This is a genomic window from Rhizobium sp. R711, assembly GCF_002211365.1.
GTDB lineage: Bacteria > Pseudomonadota > Alphaproteobacteria > Rhizobiales > Rhizobiaceae > Rhizobium.
On the sequence record NZ_LOKZ01000002.1, the window covers coordinates 61,041 to 75,606 of the forward strand.

Here is a 14,566-nt window from a genome sequence, read left to right on the forward strand (position 1 = left end):
TATTCCGATCGAACAATCCCGCCCTCGGAAACCCTTGCCCGAACCGCATCCTTGCTGGCGGATTTCGGCATCACGCGGGTGGCCCGGCATACGGGCCTGGACAACATCGGGATCCCGGTGTGGTGTGCTTACGTGCCGAATGGGCAATCGAGTGCGATCGCCCAGGGCAAGGGGCTGACCGACGACGACGCAAAGGCTTCGGCCGTCATGGAAGCACTGGAGCGCGTGGTGGCCAACCGCCCGGTCGTTGCGACGTTGCGCGCGTCTGCAACGGATCTGCAGGCGGCGGGCTCCCCTTTCAATACCCTTTCCTGCCTGATTGGCCACCTGCAGGAGGATATCGGGGCAGACGAGCCGATCGACTGGGCGCGCGGCAAGGACCTCCTGACCGACCAGGAGATTTATGTCCCCTTCGAGGCAGCGCTTTTGGACATGACGCGACGCAACCGCTTTTGGATGTCTTCTGATGGTCTCGCCTCCGGCAATACGCAGGAGGAGGCCGTTTTGCACGGGATGCTTGAGCGTATCGAACGCGACGCCTACTGCCTTTGGCAGATTGGCAGTGAAGAGGATCGTCTTGGACGCTGTATCGATCCACTTGGCTTTAACGACCCGCTTGTGGGCGAACTTGTTCGAAAGATCAAGGCGGCCGGGCTCGTGATGCGCATCTTCGATATGACAAGCGACATAGCTGTCCCCTGCTTTACAGCGATCCTTGGGCCCGCAAGGCGAGACAGGCAAAACACCCGCTTTGTCGAAGTGACGGGAGGCAGCGGCGCACATCTCTCACCTGTGCGAGCGGCTATTCGGGCAATAACCGAGGCTGTTCAATCCAGGGTCACGTACATCAGCGGCGCCCGCGACGACGTGTCGCCGGAAGCCTTTCATAGGCCCGTGCCGGCGGAAACCTTGCGCGCCCTCGACGCCCTGCCGCTCGCGCCCACGAATATCGTGCCCCTAGAGCGGCATGGCGTCAGATCCCAGATCGAGCGGATCCTTCATACATTGCGGGAGCGACAGATTGGCTCGGTCATCGCGCTGCCGCTCAGCGATCCGCGCCTTCCCTTTCACGTTGTCAAAATATTCGTTCCGGATCTCGAAAACCCAGAAGGGGCGCGCGCCCGCCGTTTCGGCGCCCGTGCCATTGCAAGGGCGCTATTCTCGTGAAGGTCGTCTTTGTCGGGCCAAGCCTGCCGGATGCAGCTCGATTTGTCGGCGACGAGGTCACCCTATGCCCGCCGGCCGTTCGAGGCGATGTTATAGCTGCTGTCAATGCGGGCGCACGCGTCATCGGCATCATCGATGGTGGTTTCGAATACATCGCACCGGTGTGGCACAAGGAAATCCTTTATGCGCTGTCGCAAAACGTAAACGTCTTCGGCGCCGCAAGCATGGGCGCGCTGCGGGCGGCCGAGTGTCGGGTTTTCGGGATGGTCGGTGTCGGTCGGATCTACTGCGACTACGCGTCTGGCGTGACAATCGACGATTCCGATGTTGCATTGCTGCATGGCCCGGCCGAGCTTGGATATAAGGCGCTGACGATCCCTCTGGTCAATGTCAGGGCGACCCTTGATGAGCTTGAGCGTCGTCAGGCCTTGACGCGGGAGCTTTGCAGGGGCCTCGAGGCGGCCGCGGCCAATCTTTTCTTCAAGGCACGGACATGGCCAGCAATCGTTGCAAGCGTCGATGCTCCCGAGACCGAAAGACAGCGATTGCTGTCACTGCTTCGCGCGAGCGAGGTCGATCAGAAGCGGGCAGACGCTCTCGCCCTGGTCGAAGCGGTTCGGGCGGCAAACGACCCTCATCCTGCTGGCATGACATGGCAACTCAACAAGACATTTATTATGCCGGAAAAGCTGTAATTTATCGTCCACCGCATCAAATGCAACAATAAGATGTGTCACGGGTTTTTCACGGGCCTTTTGCGCGTATGCTGAATATTCTTTGCGCCGTTCGAGGGAGAACAGAAATGAGTTCAGCATTGGCAAACAGACCGATCGACCTGGGCAACAGTGAGCGATCGTCAGACGATCTGGAAGAACTCGTCGCACTGGCGCGCATGATCGCCTACGCAAAATACGTGGCCGAAGACGTCGACCTGGTAGGCGCGATGCACTGTCTTGGAATGGCGCTGAATGAAGTTCTGCGTGAAATTGGGGAGGGTCCGCACGAGGGTCTGGCGGACGTGCTTTCGTCTAGAGGGGCGACGTGTCTGAACTGAGGTTGTTGAGGGGAGTGCGGCGATAGGCCGGCGTCATGCGCCGGCCTATTTCAACGTCTTGGAATAGACACACAGCTTCTCGGAATGCTGATAGTCATTGCTCCTATAGTATTCCGCAACGCCGCCGGTACTGCGTGAGACGAGCCACACGTGCACGTAGCCCATGATGCGAGCTTCCGCTTCCAAACGGTTCAACAGGCACGATCCGATTCCTGAGCGCTGGTGCTGTGGCCGTATCGCTATTTCGGCGACATGTATCCCTCGCCCCATCACGGAGGTATGCGGCAGGCCAAAGGCGAAGCCAACGGGCCTTTGCGCCTCGAACGCTGCCACGGCCAGGCACATCGGTGTCGTTGTCAACTCGTCGATGCGCGAGACCGCGTTCTGGACCGACCACTCTTCGTGCCAAGGTGACTTGGCGTAGGCTTCAACGATGATGTCTGCGTTTTCGAGCGCTTCATCCCGGGTCATGCGTCTATACATGATTGCCATTCACGTCACTGTCACCACAACCACGCATGATACGCTTCGTGGCGCCTTCCTGTTCACTCTACCCCGTCACGTTTAAAGCACAGGCCTGACGCGCCGTGTCGTGACTTCACCGTGACACGCGTGGCGCGTGCATGATGGAATTGACATGACAGGTATTTTTCCATTTTTCTTTTTGCGTATACACGCTGCGGTTAAGGTCGCCTGCGATTGCGAGCCGCGATCTCGCGCTCGCCGCTTGACACCAAACAAAAGTGACTTAATCTATTTTCAGCCGAGATCCTCTCTGTGGAGGCAGGGAGGCTCGGCCTGGATCCTGATCAGGGAGGATAGGGTGAGGAAAACGGCAATTACGCTTGCGCTTGCTGCGAGCTCGATGTTCACACTTCCGCAGCAAAGCATCGCTCAAGACACCATCACCGGTGACATTGTCGGAAGGCCCGACGCGCCAAACAAGATGGTTTTCCGAATGACCACGGATGGCCCGCGCAACAACGAACCGGCCTATGCGCAAGGTTATAGCAAGCTCTTCAACGATTTCATCGCCAAACGCCCCGACTGGCAGATCGAGCTGCAGATGATGTCGGGAGACATCGGGCAGGAGCAGGCACGCATGCTGGAGCAGGCCAAGTCAGGCTCGGCGCCAGATTGTGCAGCGGTCGATTCCTTCGTTCTGACACTGTTTAAGAAAGCAGGCGTACTTCAGTCCTTCTCGCCCTACTTCAGCAAGGATGAGATCGCTCAACTCTTTCCGTTTATCCGCGACGGCATCACTGGCGCCGACGGCAACATCTATGCCTGGTGGTGGTCGACGGATTTGCGTGTCCTTTATCGCAACAAGGACATCGTTGCGGATGCTCCCAAGACATGGGATGACTTGAAGAAGGCGGCATTGTCGTCTGTCGAGCACGGTATGGAAGGTGTTCTGTTTAACGGCAGCCGCTATGAAGGAACGACTTTCGACTGGCTTGCGAATTTCTGGGCGCAGGGCGGCAAACTGGTCGACGACGAGGGCAAGCCAATCTTCGGTGAAGGCGAAAACCGGGAGAAATTCATCAAGGCCGTCAACTTTTATCGCGACCTCGTCGAGTCCGGGGCAGCGCCGAAGCGCGTGGCAACGATCGGCAATTACGACGACTTCAATGCCGCCGCCGCAGCCGGCACCACTGCGCTTTTCATCGGCGGCAACTGGCAATATGCACAGCTGAAGACGGCACTCGATCCGGACGACTTTGCCAAGTGGAGCTTCTCGCCACTTCCAGGACCGACAGCGGATCAGCGCTCGACCGGCACTGGAGGCTGGACGGTCGCCGCCTTCAGCAAGGATCCCGCCAAGGTCAAGGTATGCGCCGATCTGGCGCGGGAGGTCTATATGGGCCCCGCCAACGCACTGCAGCAGCAGCTTCCCACACGTGCTGACCTCTACGACAAGTACCAGGTGTTTTCGAGCGATGCCAACAAGACCTTCGCTGCAGCCCTAAAAGACGGCCAGGCAAGGCCCGGCGCTCCCGTCTATCCCGAGATTTCGAACCAGATCCAGATCATGATGGGCAAGGTGCTGACCGGCACGCAGGCCACAGAGGCTGCGGTCGACGAGGCCTTCAGCGCTTCGCTCAGCGCCTTCAAACGGAGCTGAGTGATCGATGGCGGCGCAAAGTCCCTCTTTTGCGCCGCCGGCCCCGACTGAGATTTTTCGTTTGAGGACCAGTGGACGATGATGAACGCAAGCATTGCAGCCGAGCGTCCGCAAAGGCTGGGCGTCAGGGCCATTCGCCAGCACAATCCATCGCCCCTGCCGTGGCTCCTTCCCCTCATTTTCACGCTGGGCGTCTTTTATCTCTATCCGCTGCTCGACGTATTGCGCCTTGCCTTCACCAATGCTTCGCTTGTCGGCGCCGCTCAGCAATACACGCTGCAAACAATCATTCGTACGCTGTCAAAACCCGAGCTTCCGCAAATCATCTGGGTCACCTTCGTGTTCACGGCGTCGAGCGTCATTGCGCAACAGGTCCTCGGTTTCTTCATTGCCCAGGTCGTGGTGCGTAGCGAAAATCGTCGCCTGTTTGGATCAACCATCGTGCGCACCACTGCGCTGGTCGCATGGGTTGTTCCCGGCATTGCCGGTGGCATCATCTGGAAAATGCTGTTCAACGAAGCGCCCTTCGGTGGCTTGAACAGCCTGCTACGGATGCTCGGGGCCGCCCCGGTGCAGTGGCTTTCCGATCCCGCCATGGTCATGTGGTCCGTCGTGATCTCCAATGTATGGCGCGGAACTGCCTTTTCGATGGTTGTCATGTACGCCGCCATTAAGGCGATCGATCCCGAGCTCTACGAGGCGGCCGAGATGGACGGCGCCAATGCCCGCCAGCGCATGATCTATATCACCCTGCCGCAACTGCGCACTGCGATCCTCGTCAACATGATCCTGATCACGATCCAGACACTGAACACGTTCGATGCCATCATCGCGCTTTCCGGCGGCGGGCCGGGCCGGGCGAGCGAGGTGCTGTCGCTTTACACGTTCAATGTGGTGTTTCGTAACTACGATCTTGCGGCAGGTGCCGTCCTGTCGATCCTGATGCTCGTCATCAGCCTTGGCCTTGCTCTTGCCTATGCGCGCTTCCTTCCACGAGGCGAGCCGGCATGAGAACATCAAGACAAGATCGGCTCGGCGATATCTTCAGCTACATCTTTCTGGCTGTCACGTTTCTGTTTTTTGCCTGGCCATTGCTCTGGCTTCTTTCATTGGCGCTCAGGACGCGCAAGGAGGTCTTTCTCGGCGTCAGCCGGTTCATTCCAAAGACACCGACGCTCGACAATTTCTCAGCGATCCTGTCCTCCGAAAAATTTGCCGGATACCTCTGGAATGCCCTGATCCTGTCCACATCAAGCGCCATCGGCTGCCTGGCCGTGGCCCTGCCGGCGGCCTACGCCTTTTCGCGTTTGCCGTTTCGCGCGAAAGGCCCATGGATGATGGTCCTGCTCGCTTTCCAGATGATCTCACCGCTCGTCATCATGGTGCCGCTTTATCGCTACATGGCGGCGATCGGCCTGACAGATAGCCACTTCGGCGCCGCTATGGTCTATATTGCACTTGCAGTGCCGATGGTGACCTGGATCCTGAAGGGCTTCGTCGACGGCATTCCCCGCAGCCTCGACGAGGCGGCGCTCATCGATGGGTGCAGCCATTTTGCTGTTTTCTGGCGGATCATACTGCCGCTATCGACACCGGGTATCGCATCCGCCTTCATCATTACCGTGATTGCGGGCTGGTCGCAGTTCCTCGTTCCCTTCCTGCTTATCAGCAAGGAATCCCTGATGCCGATCGGTGTCGGCATCTTTCAGTACGCCGGAACACAGAACGATTCGTCCATTCAACTCCTGGCCGCGGCCTGCCTGGTATCGGTTCTTCCGGCAATTGTAGCCTTCCTATCCCTTCAACGGCTCATCCTCGGTGCGATGACGGCCGGTGCCGTCAAGGGATGACTTTGTTTCAACTCGCAGGATCTTGTTATGACGCTTACGCTCCACCAACGCCTTGAACGCCTCCGTGTCCGTACCGCAGAGCTCGAATATTGGCGCTCGCGTGAAACCGTTGAGATCGATGGCTGGACGTTCGACGATGAGCCGATTGCGATCGGAGCACCCTGGCCGCGCAGTGACGGCATCGTTCGCTTTGCAGCGTTTGCCAGACTGCCCGATCACTGGCCCCTGGACGATGCCCGTCTGTCGCTCGATCTTGGCGGTGAAAGCCTGATCGCGATCACCGACGAGGCCGGGAACGAAAAGCGGCTTGGCCTTGATCCTTATCACCGCGAATTCCCCCTCGCCTCCCGAACAATCGCGATCGCGTCGGAGACGGTCGCACGCTTGCCGTTCGGGGAGCCGGTACGCGGCCCGAAACTGGAGCGGGCCTTGCTGATCTGGCTCGATACGGCAGTCGACAATCTCTGGCTGCTTCTGCGTCAAGTCTGCGAGGCCATCGATAGCCTCAAACAGCACGAGGTTGTTCCGCACCTCCTCGATATCGCTGAGGAGACGATGCGCAGCCTTGAATGGCCCTCGTCAACCACAGCCTACGTGGCGCGCACCGCGACCTCCCCGATGCAGCAGAAGATCTGGCAGCTGCCACCGCTGGAAGCCTCGCCGGAAGGCCTCAATCAGGCCGAACGCGCCAGCGTGATCGAGGCTTACGAGACGCTCATTGAGCAGTTGAAGAAACTGCGTGAACGATATCCGCCCGAGGGGGAAATTGCGCTGACCGGCCACGCGCACATCGATCTCGCGTGGCTGTGGCCCTATGGCGAAACCCGGCGGAAGATGCGCCGCACCTTTCATACCGCACTTTCCCTCATGGAACAGTCGCCCGATTTCCGCTTCAACCAGTCGACTGCGCACTATTACGCACAGATCGCACAGGACGATCCAGCACTTCTTGAGCGGATTGTCGAGCGCGCGCGGCACGGGCAATGGGAAACGATCGGTGGCATGTGGGTCGAGCCCGATACGAACATGCCGACCGGCGAAAGCCTCAGCCGTCAAATCCTCTACGGACAACGCTACTTCGAGAAGACGTTTGGCGTTCGCCACAGTGTCTGCTGGCTGCCGGATTGCTTCGGCTTCTCCGGCGCCCTTCCCCAGCTGCTGCGCCAGGGCGGAATGAACAGCTTCTTCACGATCAAGGTCAATTGGTCGGAGACCAACAAATTTCCCTCCGATCTCTTCTGGTGGGAGGGTCTCGACGGGAGCCGGGTTCTTACCCACACCTTCGACAATCCCATGCACGGCTATAATGGCTTCGTGCGCCCGGATTGCTTCGTACCAACCTGGCGAAATTTCAAGGACAAGGACAAGCATGACACGACCCTGCTTGCAGTAGGGTATGGGGATGGCGGCGGCGGCGTCACGCCTGAGATGATTGTGCGCGAGGAACAGCTGCGCGTATTTCCCACCTTGCCAAAGGCACGCTGGAGCAAGGTGCATGACTTCTTCAAGGGCGCGCATGAGCGTGCGAAAGAAAAAGATCTGGCAACCTGGCGCGGCGAGATCTATCTCGAGCTGCATCGCGCGACCCTGACCAGCCAGAGCGTCGTAAAGCGGCTGCATCGCAAGGCCGAGCGTAGCCTGATTACGGCCGAGACCCTGTCTGGGCTGGCGCATCTGATGGGTGCCAAACAGCCGAGGTCGATGGAGCCCGAGTGGCGGGTCGTCTTGAAAAATGAATTCCATGACATTCTGCCGGGCTCATCGATCGCAGAAGTCTACGTCGACGCCGCCAACGAACTCGAGGCCGTCATTTCCGCAGGCAAGACGGCACAGAACAAGGCCATGGAGGAAATCACAGCACAATTGCCGGCCGGGAGCGGCGACAACCTCCTTGTCGTCAACCCGTCACTGTCTGCACGCCCGCTGCGGTTGACGCTTCCCGACGGAAGAAAGGTCTCCTGCGAAACAGCGATCGCCCCGCTCGGCATAGCCGTCGTCAGCCCCCAGGCGCTGCTGCCTGCTTCCGGTCTTGCCGTCAGCACCGGGCACTTGGAAAACGCCGTATTGAAAGTCACTCTGGCCAAAAATGGGTCGATCGCAAGCCTCGTTCACAAGGCGACCGGTCGCGAAGCGCTTGAGGGCGGTGGCAATCGCCTTTTCGTCTATCCCGTAGACAAGCCGCGCAACTGGGATGCCTGGGATGTGGAGGAGGACTACGGCGCGCGCAAAGAAGAAATCACCGCGCTCGACAGCCTCGACGTCATCGAGAACGGACCGCACCGGATAGCGATCAGGATCGTCAGAACCTGGCGGCATTCGCGTATCACACAAGTGCTCTCGCTCGGCGCCAATTCCCGGCGCCTCGACATTGAAACGGAGCTCGATTGGCATGATCGCCGCGCTTTCTTGCGCACCGAGACGAGCGTGGCGGTACGCAATGGGCGCGCAACCTACGAATGCGCCTATGGTGTGGTCGAGCGACCGACGCATTCGAACACATCCTGGGATGCAGCGATGTTCGAAGCGCCTGCCCACCGGTTTGCAGACCTGTCCGAGCCTGGATTCGGCGTTGCCATTCTAAACGACGCGAAATATGGGCATAGCGTGAGAGACAATGTCCTTGGTCTTTCTCTCCTGCGTTCGCCGATTTATCCAGATCCGCTTGCCGACGAAGGTCTGCAGAGTTTCACCTATGCGCTGATGCCCCACGAAGGCACGTGGTATGACGGCGGCGTGCGGGATGAGGCCGAGGACCTCAATCAGCCACTCTTGGCCACCCCGGTTAAAGGGCGCGCAACCGGCAGCTGGCAGCCCCTCGGGATCAGCGGGATCGAGGCTGCACTTTCGGCGATCAAGCCTGCGGAGGAAGGTGATGGGTTGATCGTGCGGGTCTACGAACCGGCGGGCCGTCGCGGAGCATTGGAGCTGAAGCTGCCGTCCAACTGGCGCAACCAGGGCCCCGTCAGCATTCTGGAAGAGCCATTGTCCGATGTGCAGGCGACAGCGCTTAGGCCCTTTGAAGTCAAGAGTTGGCGCCTTTCAAGGGCATGATCAGAGGAATTGTTGGATGGGGCCGTTCGGGCCCGGTTTTCCATTGGCTTCAAACATAAGGTGTCGTTTAAGACTAACTTGAGCAATCAAGACGGGAGATGAAGGTATTGGTGTCGGGCTCGAACACGGAGCAGGCGGCTGCGGCAAACCGGGCCATGATCCTGTCCGCGATCCATCGTGGCGGGCCGATTTCACGCACGGAACTGGCCGAGCAATCGAGGCTGACCAAACAGGCGGTGACGCGGATCGTCGATCGCCTTCTCGATGAAGGCCTGATCATGGAGGCCCGGCGTCGACATGGGCTGAGGGGGCAGCCGGCCATTGAACTGGAGATCGATCCGGACGGCGTTTTTTCGATCGGCGCAAACATTGATCGCGACCATCTGACGATCGTTGCCGTCGACGCCGTCGGCACTGTGCGCGGACGCATCCATCATGAGCGCCGCTTTCTGCTGCCTGACGACTTCGTGGCGCTGATGAGCGAGGCGATATCGTCCTTTCGCCGTCGCAAGATCATTCGAGAAAGCCGGCTCGCCGGCATTGGTCTGGCCATCCCCGATTGGCTCGGCGAGGTGCCGGTGATCGGATTCCCCCCGGAATATCGGCGCTGGAACGGTTATGACGTGCGCGGCGCCCTGGAGGCACTCTCCGATCATCCGGTCTTCATCGATAACGATGCGAACGCCGCAGCCCTTGGCGAGATCGAATACGGCCTAGGCACCGAAATTAACAGTTTCTTCTACATCCTGGCGAACGCCTGCCTCGGCGGCAGCCTGGTGATCGACGGCGTCCGGCACAAGGGGGCCAGTGGGCTCGGTGGGGAAATCGGCTGGCTGCCTGTTGTCTTCGACGAGGGACCTTATGCTGGCACCACCCAACCTCTGGGCGAGATGTTTTCGCTGTTCATTCTCCTGGACTATCTGCAGCGAAACGGGATCAGGGCGACAATGCCGTCCGACCTCCTGGAACTTGACGCGGCCGGCCGCGATCTCGTCAGTGCCTGGTTGCGCAAGGTGAGCATCAAGATCGCGCAAGCTGTGGTCAACATAGGGATGATCGTCGACCCTGAGGGGGTACTGATCGGTGGTCGGTTTCCGGTTCGGCTGATCGACGAGCTTCTGCTTCATGTGCACGAGGAGGTTGCCCGCCTCGGGGCACGGGCTCCATCGCTACACAGGGCGGCAGGATCCGAAGATGCCGCAGCACTCGGCGCGGCGGCCATTGCGCTCGCCCACAGGCTCGGCCTTCCCTCCGCCGAACCTGCCCAGCGGGTCCGAAACCCGCTCGGAGGACATCCTGCTCAGGCGTCGGGCTTGGCGCTGCTCTAGCGCCCAAAATCTGTCGTCGCGGCTATGCTCGCGAGTCCGGTAGCGCCATCGCGTCCAAGGGGCGCAAGGCCGCACCGATCGCAACACCTGCAAAGGGAAACGTGGCGCGTCTGATCTGTTGGATCCAGGGCGCAATCACCAGGTCTCTGATCTTGTCGTTGCGTTCCTGCAACATGCGCGCGACCACCGCATCCAAGACGTCGCCCGGCAGCGAGCCGCCGATAAGGATCGCACCCGGTGCTATGAAGCCTGAAATGGCGAGCACCGCCTCGTGCAGATGCCGGGCAGCGGTCGCAACCCAGCGGCCCTTATCGGCTGAGCAAGCGTCCAGAGATGGCAGTGTTGCAACATCGTTCAGGCTGGCTCCATCAATACCCGAGCGCATGTCGCCGATTTGACCGGCGCGCCCATGGACGCCCCGGAAGACCCTGCCGCCGATCAGGAGACCTGCGCGAACCGAGCAGTCGGTGATGATCATGACCATCCCGCCTTCCGGATTTCCGATACCCAGAGCATATTCGGCCTCGATTGCCGCCTCGGTGTCATCGAGGAAGAAAAGCGCTTCGCCCGTACCGGCCAAAGCGGCTTCCATCTGCTCGGCGGTGATGAAGGCGTCAGGCGATGTTGCGATACCGCACCCGACAAGCTGATCGGGTCCGGCCGTTTTACGAAGATCGGCGAACGCGGCGACGACCTCGTCGGGCGTGATGACGGTCTTTTGACGAACGACCCTGCCCGCGAAGTCCATCAAGACGATTTCACCGTCACGCTTGTTAATCCGGGCGCCGAGCGAATAGCGAGCTTCGCCCCGCAATGAGAATTCGGCGGCAGTATAATGTGCCGTGGTGGTGCGCTTGCTTTCGGCAACGAGCCCGGCCAGAGCGAGCCGGCGGACGATCCCGGTAATGGCCGGTTCGGTCAGTCCAAGCTCCCTGGAAAGCTCCTGGCGTGTCAGTGCGCCGCGGCGCCGAAGCAGCTTGAGGGTGGTGCGTGAATTGTGTTCGGCAATGTCGACCGGACTGATGCCGGGACGACCATCATGTCCAGGCGGCTGCCGGGCTACGCCGGATATCGAATGGCGTCGAAGTGTTTTCAAGCAAGCGATATCCCGTATGCTGTGGCCCGCGGCGGCGATAGATTACGCGAACCGATATGCTATTGCGCAATTTTCCTGCTGCAGCAAGGCGCTGATACGGGTTGATCGGAACTCGACGTCGACGCCAGTCAGGCGGCTGCATCGGGTGTGGCCTGTCTGTCGCAATACTGCGACAGTTGGCGCCCTGCAATCTTCGCCACCACTGCACGCGTCACCGAGCCCGGAATTGCCAAAGCGACGCCTTTGCGCCAAATTGATTGCAGAATTGGTTGGAGGAGCCAATGCGTGAATTCGCTGCGCATGCAGAGCATGTCTACACCTGTACCCAAAGGGATACTGCGGTCGCAAACTCATCCATCGTTGCCTCCTGGCGGCGGTGCATTGCGATGCACAGGCTTGCCCCGGAACAGATGCGCGCACCGCTTCGTGTTTCCGACCTGGAGTTGAAGACCGTCCGGGAAGCCTGCGGGACCCTCATTGCCGACGCAGCGGCCGAACTCGATCGCCTGTTTGCGACGGTGGGCAAGAGCGGTTGTTGCCTCATATTGACCGATCACAACGGCGTGGCACTCGAACGCCGCGGTCTTTCAGGCGAGGACAAGCATTTTCATGCGCTGGGCCTGTGGACCGGCTCCGTGTGGACCGAGGCAAGCATCGGCACCAACGGCATCGGGACGGCGATTGCCGACGAGCGTTCGGTCACCATCCTGAGGGATCAGCATTTCTTCAGTTCGAATATCAGCCTCAGCTGTACCACGGCGCCGATCAGGGATCATCGCGGCCAACTGGCCGCCGCACTCGACATATCGACGTGCCGGGAAGACACGAACGAGGTGACGCTCGCAATCCTCGGCCAGATGGTCCGGGACGCAGCTTTGCGCATTGAAATCAATCTTTTCAGAAGTGCCTTTGCTGGGGCTCGCTTCGTCATGGTCCCGGCTGCCAGCAATCCGGCCGCGGCACTGCTTGCAGTCGACCGGCATGATCTCGTCCTTGGTGCGACCCGTGCCGCACGCCTGGCCCTGCAGCTCGATGATCGGCGAATTTCGGCCGGGCTTCCAGCCACCGATGCCCTTCATGAAGAGAATATTGGCGCGCACGAGGATCTGGTTGATGCAGAACGGGCAGCCCTTGTACGAGCCCTTTCCCGCTCAAGCGGAAATGTGTCGAAGGCTGCCATTGCGCTTGGAATGAGCAGGGCAACACTGCACAGGAAGATGAAGCGGCTCAATCTGCATTGATCTCTTCGGTGCACCGGGTTGTCGCAAGCGTGCGACACTGTGCACTGCGGTATCCCCGAGGGTAACTTCCTTGGCCAGCAAAACGCGCGCAGTCTCCTCTTACCGGTTCGCTTTCGAACCTGGACCTTTCAAGGAGGAGGATGAAATGCTGCATCAAAAAATCGTCGAAACGCCGTTCAAGACCAGATACGGCAATTTTATCGGCGGAGAGTGGCGCGAGCCTATCGAGGGCCGCTACTTCGCCAACATCACGCCGGTGACGGGAGGTAAACTGTGCGAGGTCGCCCGCTCCAGTGAACTGGACATCAATGCCGCGCTCGATGCCGCGCACGCCGCCAAAGGAATGTGGGGCAGGACGTCTCCCGCCGAGCGATCCAACATTTTGATGAAGATCGCTGAGCGCATGGAGGACAAGCTGGACCTTCTCGCGCAAGCCGAAACATGGGACAACGGCAAGCCGATCCGCGAGACGATGGCTGCAGACATCCCTCTGGCAATCGACCATTTCCGCTACTTTGCCTCCTGCATTCGCGCGCAGGAAGGCTCGATCGGCGAGATTGATCACGATACCGTGGCATATCACTTCCATGAGCCGCTCGGTGTCGTCGGCCAGATCATTCCCTGGAATTTCCCGATCCTGATGGCGGCCTGGAAGCTTGCCCCTGCATTGGCGGCCGGCAATTGCGTGGTGATCAAGCCGGCCGAGCAGACACCGGCATCACTTCTGGTCTGGGCTGAACTCATCGGTGATCTCTTGCCGCCTGGTGTGCTCAATATTGTCAACGGGTTCGGCCTGGAGGCTGGCAAACCGCTCGCGTCGAGCCCACGGATCGCCAAGATCGCCTTTACCGGCGAGACGACGACCGGTCGCTTGATCATGCAGTATGCCAGCCAGAACCTCATTCCGGTGACGCTTGAACTCGGCGGCAAGTCGCCGAACATCTTCTTTGCCGACGTGATGGCCGAAGACGATGACTTTTTGGATAAAGCGCTGGAAGGCTTCGCCATGTTTGCGCTGAACCAGGGCGAGGTCTGCACCTGCCCGTCTCGCGCGCTCATCCAGGAGGAGATCTACGACCGCTTCATGGAAAGGGCTGTCAAGCGTGTCGAGGCCATCAAGCAGGACAATCCACTGGACCCGGAAACGATGATCGGCGCCCAGGCCTCCAACGAACAGTTGGAGAAGATCCTCGCCTATCTCGACATCGGCAAGCAGGAAGGTGCTGAGGTTCTGGCAGGCGGGACACGCAACGATCTCGGCGGTGAACTCGCCAACGGCTACTATGTCAAGCCGACGATCTTCAAGGGGCACAACAAGATGCGCATCTTCCAGGAGGAGATCTTCGGGCCGGTAGTCTCCGTCACCACCTTCAAGGACGAGAAGGAGGCACTCGAAATCGCCAACGACACACTCTACGGTCTTGGCGCCGGTATCTGGAGCCGCGACGCCAACCGTTGCTACCGGTTCGGCCGAGATATCCAGGCCGGTCGCGTATGGACCAACTGCTACCATGCCTACCCCGCACATGCCGCCTTTGGCGGCTATAAGCAGTCGGGCATCGGTCGCGAGACCCACAAGATGATGCTCGACCACTATCAGCAGACGAAGAACATGCTCGTGAGCTACAGCCCAAAGGCCCTCGGCTTCTTCTGA

At 59.8% G+C, this 14,566-nt stretch carries 12 protein-coding genes; 10 read left to right on the forward strand and 2 right to left on the reverse strand.

The window, feature by feature from the left end:
- Positions 1-15 precede the first annotated feature (15 nt).
- From ATY80_RS05910 to ATY80_RS05920, 3 genes are all read left to right on the forward strand, one after another.
- Positions 16-1,167 (forward strand): YcaO-like family protein, encoded by a 1,152-nt coding sequence (locus ATY80_RS05910; RefSeq protein ID WP_088691696.1) that lies wholly within the window; start codon positions 16-18, stop codon positions 1,165-1,167.
- On the forward strand, positions 1,164-1,862 hold the full coding sequence (locus ATY80_RS05915; protein ID WP_088691553.1) for a TfuA-like protein: 699 nt from the start codon (positions 1,164-1,166) through the stop codon (positions 1,860-1,862). Before ATY80_RS05910 ends, ATY80_RS05915 begins: the two co-directional genes overlap by 4 nt.
- Positions 1,863-1,969: 107 nt before the next feature.
- Positions 1,970-2,221 (forward strand): hypothetical protein, encoded by a 252-nt coding sequence (locus ATY80_RS05920; RefSeq protein WP_088691554.1) that lies wholly within the window; start codon positions 1,970-1,972, stop codon positions 2,219-2,221.
- 45 nt (positions 2,222-2,266) lie between these two features.
- On the opposite strand, the gene ATY80_RS05925 is transcribed toward ATY80_RS05920, so the two are convergent.
- A complete protein-coding gene (locus ATY80_RS05925) occupies positions 2,267-2,704 on the reverse strand; it encodes a GNAT family N-acetyltransferase (RefSeq protein WP_245306773.1) in 438 nt (145 codons plus the stop codon).
- Between the two features lie 382 nt (positions 2,705-3,086).
- Between ATY80_RS05925 and ATY80_RS05930 the strand changes: the two genes are divergently transcribed.
- The 5 genes from ATY80_RS05930 (at position 3,087) to ATY80_RS05950 (ending at position 10,575) form a co-directional block, all read left to right on the forward strand.
- Positions 3,087-4,346, forward strand: coding sequence for an extracellular solute-binding protein (locus ATY80_RS05930; RefSeq protein ID WP_088691697.1), 1,260 nt, complete (start codon positions 3,087-3,089; stop codon positions 4,344-4,346).
- Between the two features lie 78 nt (positions 4,347-4,424).
- Positions 4,425-5,357 (forward strand): sugar ABC transporter permease, encoded by a 933-nt coding sequence (locus tag ATY80_RS05935; RefSeq protein WP_189637092.1) that lies wholly within the window; start codon positions 4,425-4,427, stop codon positions 5,355-5,357.
- Positions 5,354-6,196, forward strand: a complete 843-nt coding sequence (locus ATY80_RS05940; RefSeq protein WP_088691556.1) for a carbohydrate ABC transporter permease — start codon at positions 5,354-5,356, stop codon at positions 6,194-6,196. Before ATY80_RS05935 ends, ATY80_RS05940 begins: the two co-directional genes overlap by 4 nt.
- Positions 6,197-6,223: 27 nt before the next feature.
- The gene (locus ATY80_RS05945) at positions 6,224-9,247 is read left to right on the forward strand and encodes a glycoside hydrolase family 38 C-terminal domain-containing protein (protein WP_088691557.1); all 3,024 of its coding nucleotides are present in this window, start codon (positions 6,224-6,226) and stop codon (positions 9,245-9,247) included.
- A 98-nt stretch (positions 9,248-9,345) separates the two neighbouring features.
- Positions 9,346-10,575 carry an ROK family transcriptional regulator gene (locus ATY80_RS05950; protein ID WP_088691558.1) on the forward strand — a complete coding sequence of 410 codons (1,230 nt, stop codon included), beginning with the start codon at positions 9,346-9,348 and terminating at the stop codon, positions 10,573-10,575.
- Positions 10,576-10,597: 22 nt separating this feature from the next.
- Here the strand turns inward: ATY80_RS05950 and ATY80_RS05955 are convergent, their stop codons facing one another.
- Entirely contained in the window at positions 10,598-11,671 is a 1,074-nt protein-coding gene (locus ATY80_RS05955; RefSeq protein WP_088691559.1) for a winged helix-turn-helix transcriptional regulator, read from the reverse strand.
- Between the two features lie 281 nt (positions 11,672-11,952).
- On the opposite strand from ATY80_RS05955, the gene ATY80_RS05960 reads away from it, so the two are divergent.
- Entirely contained in the window at positions 11,953-12,912 is a 960-nt protein-coding gene (locus ATY80_RS05960; RefSeq protein WP_088691560.1) for a helix-turn-helix domain-containing protein, read from the forward strand.
- A gap of 145 nt (positions 12,913-13,057) precedes the next feature.
- On the forward strand, positions 13,058-14,566 hold the full coding sequence (adh, locus tag ATY80_RS05965; protein ID WP_088691561.1) for an aldehyde dehydrogenase: 1,509 nt from the start codon (positions 13,058-13,060) through the stop codon (positions 14,564-14,566).

What these genes read in the sequence shown, in the direction of transcription:
- ATY80_RS05935 (WP_189637092.1), top strand. Translation starts at nt 4,425, where the DNA reads ATGATGAACGCAAGCATTGCAGCCGAGCGTCCGCAAAGGCTGGGCGTC.
- ATY80_RS05940 (WP_088691556.1), top strand. Translation starts at nt 5,354, where the DNA reads ATGAGAACATCAAGACAAGATCGGCTCGGCGATATCTTCAGCTACATC.
- ATY80_RS05925 (WP_245306773.1), bottom strand. Translation starts at nt 2,704, where the DNA reads ATGTATAGACGCATGACCCGGGATGAAGCGCTCGAAAACGCAGACATC.
- ATY80_RS05950 (WP_088691558.1), top strand. Translation starts at nt 9,346, where the DNA reads ATGAAGGTATTGGTGTCGGGCTCGAACACGGAGCAGGCGGCTGCGGCA.
- ATY80_RS05930 (WP_088691697.1), top strand. Translation starts at nt 3,087, where the DNA reads ATGTTCACACTTCCGCAGCAAAGCATCGCTCAAGACACCATCACCGGT.
- adh (WP_088691561.1), top strand. Translation starts at nt 13,058, where the DNA reads ATGCTGCATCAAAAAATCGTCGAAACGCCGTTCAAGACCAGATACGGC.
- ATY80_RS05945 (WP_088691557.1), top strand. Translation starts at nt 6,224, where the DNA reads ATGACGCTTACGCTCCACCAACGCCTTGAACGCCTCCGTGTCCGTACC.
- ATY80_RS05960 (WP_088691560.1), top strand. Translation starts at nt 11,953, where the DNA reads ATGCGTGAATTCGCTGCGCATGCAGAGCATGTCTACACCTGTACCCAA.
- ATY80_RS05920 (WP_088691554.1), top strand. Translation starts at nt 1,970, where the DNA reads ATGAGTTCAGCATTGGCAAACAGACCGATCGACCTGGGCAACAGTGAG.